Genomic DNA, 15,882 nt, shown 5'->3' with positions numbered 1-15,882 from the left:
GATGCGGCTGCTTCGCACCGTCGCGTGCACGTCGGCGTCGACCGCGCTCGTTCTCGGTGTGACCGCCGAGGTCGCCTACGCGGACGATCCCACCCCGAGACCCTCATTCTCGCGGCCGTCCACGCTGCCCACGCCTTCCACTCTCCCCACGGACGACCCCACCACCATCCCCACCGGCGCGGCCCCCTCCCTTCCGGGGGAGACGGGGCCCGGGGAGAAGGGGTTCAGTGAGCCGCCGGACAACATCGGGGACTCCAAGCCGCCGACGAAGGTGGATCCGGACGCCGAAGGGCTGAAGCTCGCGGACGGGGCGAAGCTCGCGGAGCCGAAGGTGCTGGACATCAAGTTCGTCACCGAGGACCTCGGGGGCGAGGAGCGCCGCGAGGACAGCACGGAGAAGACGAAGTTCACGCTCCAGGCGGAGGTCCTCTTCCCGAAGGACAGCCCCAAGCTGAACAGCGGGGCCAAGGCGCGGATCAAGACCATCGCGGACGAGGCCAAGAAGCAGGAGGCGGACCAGGTGAACGTCTTCGGGTTCACCGACGACCTCGGCTCGTACGCACACGGCAAGACGCTGTCGAAGAAGCGCGCGTCCGCCGTGCAGTCGGAGCTGGCGACCGCGCTCGGCTCGGACGTCAGTTTCAACGTGCGGGGCTACAGCGAGGATTACCCTGTCGCGGACAACAGGACGGAGGAGGGGCGGAAGAAGAACCGGCGCGTCGAGGTCTCGTTCCCCCGGAAGGAAGACTGACGCCCGGACGGTGACGACCGCGCCCGCCTCCCCCGGCACCGTGGACCGGAGAGACGTTGAGCGCTGACCCCAGTGGCCCCCGTACGCGCCCGCGCGGCTGTGCCGGATGCCTCGCGTTCCCGTTCGTTCTCGCGGCACGGGTGTTCCGGCCCGCGCGGGAGGACCGCGTGGTGGACGCGGGGATCGAGGCGGCGCAGATCGGGCGTACGGCGATCGGCGTGGTGGCGTCGCTCTGGCTGCTCTACGCGTACCCGTTGCGGGAGGACCCGAGCGCCGTGTTCATCGGCAAGCTGGGGGAGGTCATTCTCAGCGCCGGGGTGCTGATCGTGGCGGGCCCGGTGGCGATGACGGTGTTCGTGCTGTGCGCGCGGCCGCCGCTGCGGCGGGTCTACCGGGGGCGGGTCCACGAGCCGCTGCGCGCGATCGGGGCGTTCTTCGGGACCGGGGCCGTGTTCGTGTTCGTGATCTCCGGGGGCGTGAGCGGCGTCGGCATGGGGGTGTTCCTCGCGCTGCCCGTGTTCCTCTTCTCGATCCCGTTCGGCATCGCGGGGGCGCTCCTCGCCGTGCACTACGTCTTCCGTACGGCGGACGTGCACGAGGTGCTGCCGCCGCTGGTGTCGCCGGCCCTGGTCTGGGCGATGTTCGTCTTCCAGCTCTTCGACGAGCCGCCGGTCGTCGCGCCCGCGGCCGTACGCGCGGTGTTCCTCGTCGTGCCCCCGCTGTCGGTGACGGCGCTCTCCCTCTGGGAGCTGCGGCGGCTGCGTACGGGATACGGCATCACGGTGCGCGGCGCCCTGGGCCGGGAGCGACGGGTTCGGCGCGCTGCGGGTCAGGGGCGGTCCGCGCGGTAGACGTAGTGGGCGCGGCCGTCGGCGGGGTTGTCCGGTTCCAGCTCGCCCTCGGCGACCCGGCGCAGGCCCGTCTTCTCCAGGGCGCGCCACGAGCGGCGGTTGGCCACGACGACCGGCACGAGGACGCACGGGGCCGAGGGGTGTTCCGTCCAGAGGGACGCGAGGGCCGAGGCGAGGAGGCGGGGGCCGAGGCCCTGGCCGGTCAGGGCGGGGTAGCCGATCAGGTAGTCGAGGGTCATCGTGCCGTCCGGGATGTCCGTGACGGCGGCCAGTTCTGCCAGATAGTCGGGGTAGTCGGCCAGGCGGCAGCGCTGGACCAGGCCGACCGGCTCGCCGTCGAGGTGGGCCAGCAGATCCTCGGAGGGCTCCTCGCCCCGCGCGGCGGGCCCGAAGTCGCGGGCGACGGCCTCGGGGGAGGTCTCGTGGTTCCACCAGCGGGCCACGTGGGGCTGCTCCAGCCAGTCTCTGAGCAGGGGGAAGTCGTTCTCCGTGAGGCGGCGCCAGGTGATCATCGTTCGTCTCCGGTTCCGGGGGACACGGTCAGGCCCGGCGCCGTCACCCGCGTCGGGCCCCCGAAGCGGGCGGCGGCCGACGCCAGCGAGGCGGCCGGGTCCGTGCCGGGCCACAGGTGGGTGAGGAGGAGCGCGCGGGCGCCCGCGCGCTCCGCGTACGTGCCCGCGAGCCCCGCCGTGAGGAGGTACGGCGCGTCCGACGGGTCCGGCACCTCGTGGACGTACGTCGCCTCGCACAGGAACAGGTCGGCGTCGCGGGCGAGGTGCGGGACGAGCGGACTCGGCCCCGTGTCGCCCGTGTAGGCGAGGACCGTGCCGTCCGGCGCGGTGAGGCGGAGGCCCGCGTTCGGGACGAAGTGGGGGAGCGGCCGGGCCTCCACGCGGAACGGGCCGATCTCGAAGAAGGCCCCCTTCTCCGCCGTCGGCCAGAACTCGTGGAGCCGGTACGACCCCGCCAGCATGCTCCGCTTGTCCAGCGCCAGGACCGCGTCGAGGGCGCCGCGCGGGGCGTGCAGGGGCAGCGGCGCGGCCGGGACGTCCGCCAACCGGCGTGCGCGCAGCAGCGGGTTGAGGTCGGCACAGTGGTCCGGGTGGCCATGGCTGACGAGCACGGCGTCCAGCGCGTCGGCCGGGTGGCCGGAGGCCAGCAGGCGGGGGAAGGTGGCGTACCCGGGGTCGATCAGGAGGCGGAAGCCGTCGTGCTCGGCGAGGAAGCCCCCGCACCCCTGGTCGGCGGTGGGCCACGCGCCGCTCCCGCCCAGCACCGTCAGTCGCATGGGCTCACGGTAGGACGACGCCCGGTCCGGCACCTATCGCTTTTCCGGGGGAGACGGCAACAGGGAGGGGCTACTGCCCGCCGCCCAGCTCGAAGAGCAGGTAGAGGAAGCCGGCCAGCAGGTGGCCGGCGATCAGATAGGCGAAGAGGCGGAGCGCGAGGCCGCGCGGGAAGCGGCCGTCGCCGCGCTCGGCGCCGGTGTCGTCCTTGGCCGGGGTCATGGGTGTCGGCCTCCCCTCGGGGCGGTGTGGACGCAGAGATCGGAAGCGGGGCTCTGGAGCAGCGTGTGGACGAAGAGCAGGTCCGTCCCCTGCGGCGAGGCGGACTCCAGGCGATGCGGGGTGAGCGAGTCGAAGTGCGCCGAGTCCCCGGGGTGCAGGACCTCCTCGTCCTCACCCAGGGTGAGGCGCAGAGCGCCGCTCTCGACGTAGAGCCACTCCTCGCCGGGATGGACCCGTACGAGATCGCGCTGCGGGCCGCGCGGTACGTGGATGTGGAGGGCCTGCATGGCCCGGCCCGCGAGCCCGGCCTGCCGGTAGCGCCAGCCGCCCGCGTCCGCCGCCTCCATCTCCTCCGCGCGCACCACCGGATTCGGGACGGAAGGGCTCTCGCCGAGCAGCTCGCCGACGGTCGTACCGTAGACACGTGCGAGGGTGAGCAGAAGCGGCAGCGACGGCTGGCGCTTCCCCGTCTCCAGGCGGGACAGATGCGCGGGCGAGAGCCCGGCGCGCTGCGCCGCGGCCTCCAGGGTGAGGCCGCCACGCTGCCGCAGGCGCCGCATCTGCGGCGCGTACTGGTTCATGCCCTCGATTAAGGCACGCACCTGACCTCAGAGGCAAAAATTTTGCCTCTGAGGCAAAACGGGGCTCTTACGCGTGCGGCCCCACGGCCACCGTCCCGACCGTCAGCTCGGGCCGCCCGTCCAGGATCCGCCCGAGCCGCGCGACCTCCTCCTCCAGCGCCGCGTGCCGTGCCGCGTCCAGCGGCTCCAGGGGCTCGACGGTCACCTGGATCCGCCGCCCGGACCGCCGCTGGTGCCAGACGCCGCCGACGATGCCGTCGAGGAGCAGCAGCGGATAGTTGCCCGCCTGCCCGCCCGCGAGGGCACGCTCGTAGGCCCGGCCGGGGAAGAGCAGGGCGCGCGGGTGGCTCGCGATGCCGAACGCGTCGAAGTACGGCAGCAGCCGTACGCGCGGAGCGGGCGGCGCCCACTCCTGCTCGCCCCCGTCCCCGTCCCCGGTCACGCGCCACGCGTCCGCGCCCTCCAGCGTCACCCGCTCCAGCGTCCCCGCGGCCTCCAGCGAGGCGAACAGCTCCGTCGCCCAGCCGCCGGGGGCACCCAGCCACTTGGCGAAGTGCGCGGGCTCTGCGGGCCCGTACGCGCGCAGGTAGCGGGTGGCGAGCGCGGTGTGCGCCTCGGCGGCGGGCAGCGGCCGGAACCCGGGCAGCCAGCGGTGCGGGTTGGTGTACGTGACCTTGCGGCCCCGGTTGTGCCCGAAGCAGAGCGTCCCCGCGTGGGCCGCGATGTGCGTGGCGGCGCGCCAGCGCGGCCAGAGCGTCTGGAACGCGTCCATCACCGGGTCCACCGCCCAGCTCCCCACGATCCCGCCCAGCGCCTCCGTCAGCTCGTCCACCGTCAACTCGTCCTCGGCCAGGGCCTTCCCGATCCCGGCCACGACCTCCGTCTCCTGCTCGGGGGTGAGCAGCGGACGCCCGTCCTTCCCCTTGGCCGGGGCCCCGGCCCGGCGCGGGATCCCGGAGAGGGCCCCCGTCCACATCGGCAGATCGCGCGTGGCCAGCAGGTGCACGGTGCCGCGCGGCCCGTGCGTCTTCACGAGCGAGTGCGCGTCCCAGAGCGCGTCCTGTACGTCCGTACGCGTCGCACCCGCGATCCGCATCGCGAGCGACACCTCCCCGGCGGCCATCACCTGCGCGTGCGCGCCCAGCATGTCGGCGGCGACGTCGGCGGGCGACACGTCCCGCGCGGGCGCGGTGAGCCCGTTGCGGGCGAGACGGCGGGCGTTGGCGTCGGTCCACGCGAATTCTGTCGGCATGCGGACGACGTTACGACCCCTCGCGGTCAACGGCTGTCCTCGACGGCGCGCGGGCGACGACAGGCCGCAGACACCTCGACCCCGCACGGATTTGGGGTGATCATTAACAGAGGGTGAGGCTCAGGGGGTTGGGGGCGGGCGGGCGTGGCAAGGGATGGGGACGTGGCGGAGGCGACGGTCGTGGAGACGGTGGGCGGGACGGCACCCGGAACGGCACCCGGATCGGACGGCCCCGCACCGCTTCCCGCGGTGCGGAAGTGGGCGACCGGCTGGGCGGCGGGCGTCGCCCAGGCGCTCGGCGCCGCGCTGCTGCTCATCAGCGAGTTCGTACGGGAGGACGTGACCGCGCTCGGCGAGAAGGTCCGCGCGGGGGCCCGACTGCCCTCGTACGCCGAGGACTTCCCCCGCCTCCAGGACTCCCTGGGCGACCAGGGCTGGTACCGGCTGGCGCGGGACGCGAGCGACGCGCTGACGCTCCACGAGCCGCGCGCCGCGCTGTGGGCGGCCGTGTGCGCGGCGCTGGTCGTGCGGTTCAACAGGGAGGGGCCGCCCCGGACGCAGTGCGTGCTCTCGTTGCTGGGCGCGGCGTACTGCGTGGTCCTCGCCCTCGCGGGGATCCCCTACTTCGCGCTCGCGGGATTCGCGCTGCCCTTCGCGCTGGTGCTGGGCGGCGTGGCCGTCGCGGCGGCCACCCGGCGGGAACCCCGGGAGCCCTGGGGACCCCAGGAATCCCGGGAATCCCCGGAACCCCCGGAAACCCGGGACACGCCGCCCGGTTGAGCCCCGGAGGGCTCGCTCACGCCTCCCGCGCGCAGAGCGTGTAGCGGCCGCCGTCCACGCGCCAGGTCCAGTACCGCTCGCGGTCCTTGTCGCCGCGGGCGCACAGGCCCTTGGACGAGCCGGCGTCCTTGGCGTGGATGCTGCTGATGCGCAGCACCCGGTCGTACGGCTTCGAGGGCTCGCCGCCGCACGCGGGCGCCGACATGAGCGCGGCCCGCATCTCGCCGCCCCCGCCGTCGGCGAGCAGGCACTCGTCGACGCGGTACTGCCGGGTGAGGCAGAGCGCGACCGTACGGCCCTTCGCGGTGTGGGACCACGCGTCGCGCCCGTTGCCGTCCGGGCAGGAGCCGGGGTCGTCGCGGACGGAGGTGACACGGACGTACGCCCGATCGCTGCCGCAGCCGACCCGCGCGCCCTTCGTCGGGGCCGCGCGGCTCCAGCCCTTGCCGGTGCTGTGCACGGTGAGACAGTGGCCCGCGCGGACCGCGCGGAAGGCGTCCGCCGCCGGGTCGCCGGAGGCGCCGCCCGCACGCGTGGGGGAGGGCGCCCCGCTCGTCGGCGGGCTCGACGGCCCCGAGCCGGGCTCCGGGAACGCGTCCGAGGACGTGGAGGAGGGCGAGGTCGTCGGCAGGGAGGGGAAGCTGGGGGAGACGGTCGGGCCGCTCGTCGGGCCCGAGGACGGATAGGCCGGAACGGTGGACGCCGAGCCGCTCGGCGAGGGCTGGGCGAGCGCCGGATCGGTGTAGCTCGCGGAGCTGACGACCTTGGGCAGGATGAGGGTCGCGAAGAGCGCCCCGGCCACCAGCAGGCGCCAGCGCCCGCGCCGCGCCCGCTCCTCGGGGTCGTCGGGATCGCCCTGCTCGGGGGGCTCTTCCTGCCCGTTCCGCTCTTCCCGCCCCCGCCACAGCTCCAGCAGCTTCTTCACCAGGAACATGTTTCCGGATCAAGGGGCGGCTGACGAGACCCCTGCAGGCCAAAAGGTCTACGCCTCTTGCCCGTTCGCGAAGGGTGCGGGCGGCTCAGGCGGCCCGGACGATCTCGGCGCGCACGGCGCGGCGCCACTCGGCGCGCAGGCGGTCCAGCTCGGCGAGCGCGTCCTTCGGCCAGTCGGTGCGGCCCGCGACGAACTCCCGAATGGCCTCGTTCGCCGCGGACGCGGACACGGGCGGCACGGAGGAAGTCGGTTCCATGCCCCCTACAGTACGGCCCTCCACTGACAACGGCAGGGGCATTACGGGGTGGTTGGTTCCCCTGGTCAGGCAGCGGTGCAGGTGTCGTCGCCGCGGCATGCGGGCCTGTCCGCGACCGGTGTGAGATGCACCGCAATCTCCTTCTCCGCGGCCTTGTCCGGGAGTGTTCCGTCCGAGGGGCGGATTCCCCGTTCCGCATCCCGGAGTTGACGGTCGATGCGGCGCTCGCGGAGATGGCCGACGATCTCGGGTCCGAGCAGCAGTGCCAACAGGGTCAGGGAGATGAGGACGTTGAGGGCGGTTTCGAGTGCGTTCGGCATGACTCAAGGCTCGCGCTCACGGGCCGCGTACGGCAGTGGCAGGGCTGTCGCCCGGCATCGAATTACTGCCACACTGGGAACATGCTGACGAACGTGGTGACCGTCCTCACGCACGGCGTGAACGCCTTCGAACTGGGCGTCGTCTGCGAGGTCTTCGGCATGGACCGCAGCGAACAGGGCCTGCCGGTGTACGACTTCGCGCTCGCCGCCGCCGAACCCCGGCCCATCCGGGCCCACCCCGGCTTCACCATGGACACCCCGCACGGCCTCGAACGGCTCGCGGAGGCCGACCTCATCGCCGTCCCCGCGGGCCAGCGGTACACCGAGCGCGACTTCCCCGCCGCCCTGCTCGACGCGCTCCGCGCCGCCGTCGGCCGGGGCGCGCGGGTGCTCGGCGTCTGCTCCGGCGCGTTCGTGCTCGGCGCGGCCGGGCTGCTCGACGGGCGCCGCTGCACCACGCACTGGCGGTACACGGACGCCCTCTCCCGCCGCCACCCCGAGGCGCTCATCGAGCCCGGCGTGCTCTACGTCGACGACGACCCGGTGATCACCTCGGCCGGTACGGCCGCGGGCATCGACGCCTGCCTGCACCTGGTCCGCAAGGAGCAGGGCAACAGGGTGGCCAACGCCATAGCCCGCCGCATGGTCGTCCCGCCGCACCGCGAGGGCGGCCAGGCGCAGTACATCGAGCACCCGCTGCCGCCCGTACGGCAGGACGACGCGATCGGCGCGGCCCTGAGCTGGATGCAGGAGCACCTCGACGAGGACGTCACCGTCGAGCGCCTCGCCGCCCGCGCCCACATGGCGCCCCGCACGTTCGCGCGCCGCTTCCTCCAGGAGACGGGCACCACGCCGTACCAGTGGGTGCTGGGGCAGCGGCTGCTGTACGCGCAGCATCTGCTGGAGGAGACCGACCTCACGGTGGACGCTCTCGCAGTGCGGGCCGGGTTCGGGAACGCGGCGGCGCTCCGCCACCACTTTCTGCGGCGGCTCGACACCACGCCCCAGTCCTACCGCCGAACCTTCCGCGGCACCGCCGCGGCCCCCACGCAGTAGGGGGCGCCCCCAACGGGGGCAGGCCCCCACTTCTCCCTGCTGCGCTTGGGAGGTCTGCCATTGGGGGTACCCCCTGCTCGAAGAGCTTGGGGGAGCAGGGCCGGCAAGCGCAGCCCCCTTCGCCGGGCGCGCGGACATGAGGGCTGGGTACGGGCTGCCCCGGGCTGTGCTTCGCAGGCTGCGGCTGCGCCGTGGCCGCTCGCGCAGTTCCCCGCGCCCCTGAGGGGCAGGCCCCGACGTATGGGGCCCCTTCGGGGCGGTGAGGGGACGTAGGCTCACACTGTGTTGCTGCCATGGGTACTGATCGCGGGGGCCGCCGCGTACGGCGCGGGCGCCGGCGCACTGCTGCCGCGGCCCGCCTACCGGCTCTCCGTGGAGCCGGACGAGGCGTGGCGCGAGGCCTGCCCGGACGGGCACCCGTACGCGGACCAGGGGCGCGTACGGGCATGGCTCGGACCGGCCACATGCGCGGAGCGCGCCACGCGCGCAGGGGCGCACGGAAGCGGGCGCCGGGCCTTCGCCGTCCCGGGCGCACTCGTCTGCGCGGGGCTCGCGGCGGCCGTCGGGCCGCGGCCCGAACTCGCCGTGTGGCTGCTGATGGTCCCCTGCGGACTGCTGCTCTCCGCCGTCGACCGCCGCGTGAACCGGCTGCCCGACGTGCTGACGCTGCCGCTCGCCGCCGGGGCGGCCGCCCTGCTGGGGCTGGCCGCGCTGCTGCCGGGTGCCGAGGGGAGCTGGGGGCGGGCGCTGGGCGGGGGCGCCGTGCTGGCCGGCGCGTATTTCGTCCTCTTTGTCATCAGCCCCCGGGCTGTCGGCTTCGGGGACGTCAAGCTGGCGCTCGCGCTCGGGGTAGCTCTTGGGTGGTACGGCTGGGATGTGTTGTTTGTTGGAGCCTTCCTGGGCTTTCTGGTGGGGGCCGTCTATGGCGTCGCGCTGATACTGACCCGGCGCGCCGGCCGCGGCACCGCCCTGGCCTTCGGGCCTTTCATGGTGCTCGGGGCTCTGGCGGGGGTCGCGCTGGGCGGACTGGCCGCCTGAGCCGCGGCGGATCCGCTTGCGCGACACGGTTGTTGATGCGCTGAGCATCGCCCCCGAGGGGCTATGGTGGAAACCCCCCCTCGGGCCGGTCCGTATCCCCCCACGGACCGGCCCGCTTTTCGTTCGGCGGGGTGTTCTCCGGGCTCAGCCGTCGCTGCTGGCGGCCCAGATGTTGGCGCCCGGCTCCGACACCGCGAGGGCGTCGATCTCGGCCAGCTCGTCGTCGCCCAGCGGGTCCGCGCGCAGCGCGTCGACGTTCGCCTCCAACTGCCGCACGCTGCTCGCGCCGATCAGCGCGGACGTCATCCGCGGGTCGCGCAGCACCCAGCGGAGCGCCATCTGGGCCAGGGACTGGCCGCGCCGCTCGGCGATCGCGTTCAGCCCGCGCAGGCGGCGCACGACCTCGTCGGTCAGCAGGCCCGGGTCCAGCGACTTGCCCTGGGAGGCGCGCGAGCCCTCCGGGATGCCGGACAGGTACTTGTCGGTGAGCATCCCCTGGGCCAGCGGCGCGAACGCGATACAGCCCGCGCCCGCCTCCTCCAGCGCGTCGAGCAGCCCGTCCTCCTCGGTCCAGCGGTTGATCATCGAGTAGGAGGGCTGGTGGATCAGCAGCGGCACGCCCATCTCGCGCAGCAGCCCGGCCGCCTCGCGGGTACGGGCCGCGTTGTACGAGGAGATCCCGGCGTAGAGCGCCTTGCCCTGGTGGACGGCGGAGGCGAGGGCCCCCATCGTCTCCTCCAGCGGGGTGTCCGGGTCGAAGCGGTGCGAGTAGAAGATGTCGACGTAGTCGAGGCCCATCCGGCGCAGCGAGGCGTCGAGCGAGGACAGCAGGTACTTGCGCGAGCCCCACTCGCCGTACGGGCCCGGATGCATGTCGTACCCGGCCTTGGTCGAGATGACTAGTTCGTCCCGGTACGGCAGGAAGTCCTGGTGGAGCAGCTTGCCGAAGTTCAGCTCGGCGGAGCCGGGCGGCGGTCCGTAGTTGTTGGCCAGGTCGAAGTGGGTGACGCCGAGGTCGAAGGCGCGGCGCAGGATCGCCCGCTGGGTCTCCAGCGCGCGGTCGTCGCCGAAGTTGTGCCACAGCCCGAGCGAGATCGCGGGCAGCTTCAGGCCGGACCGCCCGGTGCGCCGGTACTCCATCGACTCGTACCGCGCGTCGTCGGCCCGGTGGAGGCTCGTGGACGGGAGAGAGGGGAAAGGCGAGAGGGAAGCGGGGAATGGTACGTGCTGCGTCATATGCCAAATCCTCTCATCGGCCTCTGACCGGCCCGACTTCGTACGCCCGGCCGAGCGGCAGTAAGCTCCATGGATTCCCGACTCGGCACGGAGGGGCTGGCCATTCCCATGAAGCTGCGCGACCTGGTGTACAAGCTCTATGCGCGCCGGGTGGAGGACCGTCTCGACCACGCACAGGTGCCGAAGCACATCGGGGTCATCCTCGACGGCAACAGAAGGTGGGCCCGCGCCTCCGGCGGGACCACCGAGCAGGGGCACAAGGCCGGTGCCGACAAGGTGCGCGAGCTGCTCGGCTGGTGCGCCGAGACCGACGTCGAGGTCGTCACGCTCTGGCTGCTGTCCACCGACAACCTCGACCGCGCCAAGGACGAACTCGTCCCGCTGCTCGGCATCATCGAGGGCGTCGTGCGCGACATCGCCGCCGACGGGCGCTGGCGCGTCCACCACGTCGGCCAGCTCGACCTGCTCCCCGCGCGCACGCAGCGCGTCCTGAAGGAGGCCGAGCAGGAGGCCGGGGAGAACCAGGGCATACTCGTGAACGTCGCCGTGGGATACGGCGGCCGCCAGGAGATCACGGACGCGGTCCGCTCCCTCCTCTCCGACCGGGCCTCGCACGGCGTGAGCCTCGACGAGCTGTCCGAGTCGCTCACGGTCGAGGACATCTCCGAGCACCTCTACACGCGCGGCCAGCCCGACCCCGACCTCATCATCCGCACCAGCGGCGAGCAGCGCCTCTCGGGCTTCATGCTCTGGCAGAGCGCGCACTCCGAGTACTACTTCTGCGAAGTCTTCTGGCCCGGTTTCCGCAAGGTCGATTTCCTCCGCGCCCTCCGCGACTACGCCGCCCGCCACCGCCGCTACGGGAGCTGACGGGAAGCTGCCCCCTATATAGGGGACACGTATCCCTCTGTACGGGGGGACATGCCAGGGGAAATTCGGTCGGGTATGTCCCATTTTGGGTGGCCCGTAAAGGGCGTTGCATGGGGTGGCATTCCCAGGGGAATATCCATTCCAGACCGTGCCCCTCACGGGCCGGTCCCCGGGAGGCCCGTTTGCAGACCACGGACAGCCGCCCGGACCGGGAGGCCGCGAGGCCGGACCCCGGTTCGGCCGGAGGACGCGGAGGGCCGGTTCCCGGCCCGTCACGCGCGGGCCAGGTCCGGTCTCTTCCCCCGCGACGCCGTCGCTCCCCGACCTCATCCGAGGGGGTACGTCCCACCGTGGTGACCAGCAAGAAGCGCAGCGAGTCCGACCGGCGCACGTATGTCATCGACACCAGCGTGCTGCTCGCCGATCCAGCGGCCATGGACCGCTTCGACGAACACGAGGTCGTGCTCCCCCTAGTCGTCGTCACCGAACTGGAGGCCAAGCGTCACCATCCGGAGCTCGGGTACTTCGCCCGGCAGGCCCTCCGCCGGCTGGACGAGTACCGGATCCGGTACGGCAGGCTCGACGCGCCGATCCCCCTCAGCGACCAGGGCGGCACCCTCAGGGTCGAGCTGAACCACTCGGACACCACCGTGCTCCCCGCAGGGTTCCGGCTGGAGGACAACGACTCGCGGATCCTCGCGGTCGCCAGGAACCTCCAGGCCGAGGGGTTCGACGTCACCGTCGTCTCCAAGGACCTGCCCCTCCGCATCAAGGCGTCCTCGGTCGGCCTGCTCGCGGAGGAGTACCGCGCGGAGCTGGCCATCACCGACTCCGGCTGGACGGGCATGGCGGAACTCACGCTGCCCGGCGAGGAGATCGACGAGCTGTTCGCCGCCGAGAGCGTCCCCCTCCCTCTCGACGCGCCCGAACTGCCCGTGCACACCGGACTGGTCCTGCAGTCCGAGAAGGGCAAGGCGCTCGGCCGGGTGACCGCCGACGGGCGGATCAAGCTGGTGCGGGGCGACCGGGAGGCGTTCGGCATCAAGGGCCGCAGCGCCGAGCAGCGGATCGCGCTCGATCTCCTGCTCGACCCGGACATCGGCATCCTCTCGATGGGCGGGCGCGCGGGCACCGGCAAGAGCGCGCTGGCGCTCTGCGCGGGGCTGGAGTCCGTCCTGGAGCGCCGCCAGCACAGCAAGGTGATGGTGTTCCGCCCGCTGTACGCGGTGGGCGGGCAGGACCTCGGCTATCTGCCGGGCACCGAGGCCGAGAAGATGAACCCGTGGGGGCAGGCGGTCTTCGACACGCTGTCGGCCGTCACCAGCCGCGAGGTCATCGAGGAGGTCGTGGGGCGCGGCATGCTGGAGGTGCTGCCGCTGACCCACATCAGGGGCCGCTCGCTGCACGACGCGTTCGTCATCGTGGACGAGGCCCAGTCCCTGGAGCGGAACGTGCTGCTGACGGTGCTCTCCCGCATCGGCACGGGCTCGCGCGTGGTCCTCACCCACGACGTGGCGCAGCGCGACAATCTGCGCGTAGGACGGTACGACGGGGTCGTGGCCGTCGTGGAGAAGCTGAAGGGGCATCCCCTCTTCTCCCACATCACCCTGAACCGCTCCGAGCGGTCGCCGATCGCCGCTCTGGTGACCGAAATGCTCGAAGAAGGGCGCGTATAGCGGTTTTTGATACAGGGGTATAACCGCGCGAAAGCCGGGCCCCGTGGGAAAGGGCGCAGCAGCCTAGCCTCACGGGGCCCGGCTGCGCCCGCATTTCCTCGAATCATCAGCCCCAAACGCCGTGTGAGCTTTCCCACTCAACACGGAATTGCCTCCGTGCGTCCGCGTCCGGCAGGGTGTGGGTTCTGTCAGGCCCCGCATACGGCACACCCGCACCACCAATGGTGCGACGCAGCACAGCAGTACAGAACTGAACAGCAGTCGCCGTATGCCGCCCGAAGTACCACGCGGGCTCTCCTCTCGGGGGACCCAACCGGGCCAGTACCTCTCGTGGCCATGTACGAGGGAGGTCAGTGCCAGGGGCACGATTGCGCCCGCGAGGTCACCCCAGCGGGCATGTTGGAAGGAAACCGTGTGACTGCTCGGATCTCGGTCCGGGGATTCGCCGTGGCGTCCGCCACCGCGGTCACCACCGTCGGCGCCGTCGTCGGTGTGGCCTCGGGCAGCGACCAGGGCTCGTCGTCCAACGACGTCGAGGCCACCGCCGCTGAGGCGACGCTCCTCGCAGACATACCTGCGGATCAGCAGACCCAGGTGCAGACCGCTTCCCTCAACCAGCAGGCGGACACCGCGTCCAACGCTGCCGAGGCGAAGGCCAAGAGGTCTGCCGAGGAGGCCGCTCGCAAGCAGGCCGCCAAGGACGCGGCGGCCAAGAAGGAGAAGGCGCAGAAGGCGGCCGCCAAGAAGAAGGCGGAAGCCGACGCCAAGAAGCGCGAGAAGCTGGAGACGCAGGCCGCGAGCCGCGACTCGGACCGCTCCGACAAGGGCGGTGGCGGCGGTGGCGACTCGGACGCCAGCTTCCCCTCCAAGAGCTCCTACTCGACCGCCGAAGTCCAGTCGATGGCGAAGCAGATCGTCGGCAGCGGTCAGTACCAGTGCTTCTCCAACATCGTGGACCACGAGTCGAGCTGGAACTACCGGGCGACCAACGCGTCCTCCGGTGCCTACGGCCTCGTCCAGGCCCTCCCCGGCTCCAAGATGGCCTCCGCCGGTGCCGACTGGCGCACCAACCCGGCGACCCAGATCAAGTGGGGCCTGAACTACATGAACGACCGCTACGGCAGCCCCTGCGGCGCGTGGGACTTCTGGCAGGCGAACAACTGGTACTGAGGTACCGGGCCGGGCACCACACAGCCTCGTACGACCGCCCCTCGTGGACCGAGAAGGTTCCACGGGGGGCGTCGTCGTACGGAAGCAACCATGGGCCCGGGTAACGTCGTCCCTCACACGCGTACGCGAACGAGCTGGCAAGGGGGGCGGAGGAACCGGAATGGCGAGCAGACGGGACAGGCTCAGGTCGGCGGTGCAGCGCTGGGCCGAGCGTGCCGCCGAGCGGCGGGACGAGGTGGACGCCGAGACCCAGGGCGAGGCGGCCGAGGACGACCGCGCCGCGGGCAAGGCCGCCGCCGACGCCGCGGCCGAGGAGGAGCGGGACAAGGGCCTGGTGCCGCCCCCGCCGCAGTACGCCCCGGCCATAGCGGCGAAACCGGAACCCGCGGCGGCCGTGCCGTGGGGCGTCCGCGTCGCCGCCGAGGCCGGCTGGCGGCTGCTGGTGCTCGCCGGTGTCGTCTGGGTGCTGATGAAGGTGGTCAGCGCCATCAGCCTGCTGATCATCGCCTTCTCCGCGGGTCTGCTGATCACCGCGCTGCTCCAGCCGACCGTGGCGCGGCTGCGCCGCCTCGGGCTGGGACGCGGGTTCGCGACGGCCATCACCTTCATCGGCGGCTTCGTGATCATGGGGCTCGTCGGCTGGTTCGTGGTGTGGCAGGTCATGGAGAACCTGGACACCCTCACGAACAAGGTGCAGGACGGCATCCAGGAGCTGAAGAGCTGGGCGCTGAACGGCCCGTTCCATGTCTCCGAGGCCCAGATCAACGACATCGCCAAGAATCTCTCCGACTGGCTCGGCGACAACAGCAAGGAAGTCACCTCGGCCGGGATCGAGGGCGTCACCGTCGTCGTCGAGTTCCTCTCGGGCGCGCTGCTGTCGATGTTCGTGACGCTCTTCCTCCTCTACGACGGCAAGCGGATCTGGGGCTGGGCCCTCAAGTTCGTCCCGGCGACCGCGCGCGAGGGCGTCGCGGGCGCGGGCCCGCGCGCGTGGAAGACGCTGACCGGCTATGTGCGGGGCACGGTGATAGTGGCCCTCATCGACGCCGTCTTCATCGGCGTCGGCCTCTACTTCCTCGATGTGCCGATGGCGGTGCCGCTCGCCGTCTTCATCTTCCTGTTCGCCTTCATCCCGATCGTGGGTGCGGTGATCTCCGGGGCGCTGGCGGTCGTGGTCGCGCTCGTCACCAACGGCATCTTCAGCGCGGTCCTCGCGCTGGCCGTCGTGCTCGCGGTGCAGCAGATCGAGAGCCACATCCTCCAGCCGTTCATCCTGGGGCGGCTGGTGCGGGTGCATCCGCTGGCCGTCGTCCTCGCCGTCACCGGCGGCGGGCTCATCGCCGGCATCCCCGGCGCGGTCGTCGCCGTCCCCCTGGTCGCCGTCGCGAACACGGTCGTCGGCTACCTCAAGGCCTACGCCCACGAGCAGGCGCTCCGCGAGGTGGAAGCCGCGCCTTCCCCTCCGGGCACTCCCACGGACAAGCCCGTCTCCCCAGCGGAGAGCTGACCCCCTCTCGGGGGGGGGCAGGGGCTGCCCCTTCCCGCACCATGCGGTCTGCGGGTGCGTCGTGGCCGCTCGCGCAGTTCCCCGCGCCCCTGACGG

18 protein-coding genes are annotated in these 15,882 nt (G+C 72.3%); 9 read left to right on the top strand and 9 right to left on the bottom strand.

The window, feature by feature from the left end:
- Position 1: 1 nt before the first annotated feature.
- Together ABD343_RS13350 and ABD343_RS13345 are read left to right on the top strand one after the other, a co-directional pair.
- Entirely contained in the window at positions 2-751 is a 750-nt protein-coding gene (locus tag ABD343_RS13350) for an OmpA family protein (protein ID WP_344527537.1), read from the top strand.
- A gap of 56 nt (positions 752-807) precedes the next feature.
- Complete coding sequence (locus ABD343_RS13345) at positions 808-1,602, top strand: hypothetical protein (protein WP_344527536.1); 795 nt, start codon at positions 808-810, stop codon at positions 1,600-1,602.
- Here ABD343_RS13345 and ABD343_RS13340 read toward each other — a convergent pair.
- The 5 genes from ABD343_RS13340 to ABD343_RS13320 form a co-directional block, all read right to left on the bottom strand.
- Entirely contained in the window at positions 1,581-2,114 is a 534-nt protein-coding gene (locus ABD343_RS13340) for a GNAT family N-acetyltransferase (protein ID WP_344527534.1), read from the bottom strand. The two genes, ABD343_RS13345 and ABD343_RS13340, sit on opposite strands and share 22 nt — an antisense overlap.
- On the bottom strand, positions 2,111-2,890 hold the full coding sequence (locus ABD343_RS13335) for an MBL fold metallo-hydrolase (RefSeq protein WP_344527532.1): 780 nt from the start codon (positions 2,888-2,890) through the stop codon (positions 2,111-2,113). The genes ABD343_RS13340 and ABD343_RS13335 overlap by 4 nt, the downstream gene beginning before the upstream one ends.
- Positions 2,891-2,960: 70 nt before the next feature.
- Positions 2,961-3,110 (bottom strand): DUF6126 family protein, encoded by a 150-nt coding sequence (locus ABD343_RS13330; protein WP_344527531.1) that lies wholly within the window; start codon positions 3,108-3,110, stop codon positions 2,961-2,963.
- A complete protein-coding gene (locus ABD343_RS13325; protein ID WP_344527529.1) occupies positions 3,107-3,691 on the bottom strand; it encodes a helix-turn-helix domain-containing protein in 585 nt (194 codons plus the stop codon). The genes ABD343_RS13330 and ABD343_RS13325 overlap by 4 nt, the downstream gene beginning before the upstream one ends.
- 67 nt (positions 3,692-3,758) lie before the next feature.
- The gene (locus ABD343_RS13320; protein WP_344527528.1) at positions 3,759-4,943 is read right to left on the bottom strand and encodes a winged helix DNA-binding domain-containing protein; all 1,185 of its coding nucleotides are present in this window, start codon (positions 4,941-4,943) and stop codon (positions 3,759-3,761) included.
- 162 nt (positions 4,944-5,105) lie between these two features.
- Between ABD343_RS13320 and ABD343_RS13315 the strand changes: the two genes are divergently transcribed.
- Entirely contained in the window at positions 5,106-5,723 is a 618-nt protein-coding gene (locus tag ABD343_RS13315; protein ID WP_344527526.1) for a hypothetical protein, read from the top strand.
- A 16-nt stretch (positions 5,724-5,739) separates the two neighbouring features.
- Here ABD343_RS13315 and ABD343_RS13310 read toward each other — a convergent pair whose 3' ends face one another.
- From ABD343_RS13310 to ABD343_RS13300, 3 genes are all read right to left on the bottom strand, one after another.
- Entirely contained in the window at positions 5,740-6,648 is a 909-nt protein-coding gene (locus tag ABD343_RS13310; RefSeq protein WP_344527524.1) for an LppU/SCO3897 family protein, read from the bottom strand.
- Between the two features lie 94 nt (positions 6,649-6,742).
- Entirely contained in the window at positions 6,743-6,913 is a 171-nt protein-coding gene (locus ABD343_RS13305) for a hypothetical protein (RefSeq protein ID WP_344527522.1), read from the bottom strand.
- A 65-nt stretch (positions 6,914-6,978) separates the two neighbouring features.
- On the bottom strand, positions 6,979-7,233 hold the full coding sequence (locus tag ABD343_RS13300) for a hypothetical protein (RefSeq protein WP_344527521.1): 255 nt from the start codon (positions 7,231-7,233) through the stop codon (positions 6,979-6,981).
- An 81-nt stretch (positions 7,234-7,314) separates the two neighbouring features.
- Here ABD343_RS13300 and ABD343_RS13295 point away from each other — a divergent pair, with 81 nt between their 5' ends.
- The gene (locus ABD343_RS13295; protein ID WP_344527519.1) at positions 7,315-8,289 is read left to right on the top strand and encodes a helix-turn-helix domain-containing protein; all 975 of its coding nucleotides are present in this window, start codon (positions 7,315-7,317) and stop codon (positions 8,287-8,289) included.
- Positions 8,290-8,571: 282 nt separating this feature from the next.
- Positions 8,572-9,327 (top strand): prepilin peptidase, encoded by a 756-nt coding sequence (locus ABD343_RS13290; protein WP_344527517.1) that lies wholly within the window; start codon positions 8,572-8,574, stop codon positions 9,325-9,327.
- Positions 9,328-9,471: 144 nt separating this feature from the next.
- On the opposite strand, the gene mgrA is transcribed toward ABD343_RS13290, so the two are convergent.
- Positions 9,472-10,563 (bottom strand): L-glyceraldehyde 3-phosphate reductase, encoded by a 1,092-nt coding sequence (gene mgrA / locus ABD343_RS13285; protein WP_344527515.1) that lies wholly within the window; start codon positions 10,561-10,563, stop codon positions 9,472-9,474.
- A gap of 108 nt (positions 10,564-10,671) precedes the next feature.
- Here mgrA and ABD343_RS13280 point away from each other — a divergent pair, with 108 nt between their 5' ends.
- The 4 genes from ABD343_RS13280 (at position 10,672) to ABD343_RS13265 (ending at position 15,786) form a co-directional block, all read left to right on the top strand.
- Entirely contained in the window at positions 10,672-11,433 is a 762-nt protein-coding gene (locus tag ABD343_RS13280; protein ID WP_344528548.1) for an isoprenyl transferase, read from the top strand.
- 350 nt (positions 11,434-11,783) lie between these two features.
- Entirely contained in the window at positions 11,784-13,109 is a 1,326-nt protein-coding gene (phoH2, locus tag ABD343_RS13275) for an RNA 5'-3' helicase PhoH2 (protein WP_344527514.1), read from the top strand.
- 396 nt (positions 13,110-13,505) lie between these two features.
- Positions 13,506-14,279 (top strand): aggregation-promoting factor C-terminal-like domain-containing protein, encoded by a 774-nt coding sequence (locus ABD343_RS13270; RefSeq protein ID WP_344527512.1) that lies wholly within the window; start codon positions 13,506-13,508, stop codon positions 14,277-14,279.
- A gap of 160 nt (positions 14,280-14,439) precedes the next feature.
- A complete protein-coding gene (locus ABD343_RS13265) occupies positions 14,440-15,786 on the top strand; it encodes an AI-2E family transporter (protein ID WP_344527510.1) in 1,347 nt (448 codons plus the stop codon).
- Positions 15,787-15,882: the final 96 nt, after the last annotated feature.

It is taken from the genome of Streptomyces albiaxialis (genome assembly GCF_039530985.1).
GTDB classification, from domain to species: domain Bacteria; phylum Actinomycetota; class Actinomycetes; order Streptomycetales; family Streptomycetaceae; genus Streptomyces; species Streptomyces albiaxialis.
This window is presented reverse-complemented; position numbering and strand designations above follow the sequence as displayed.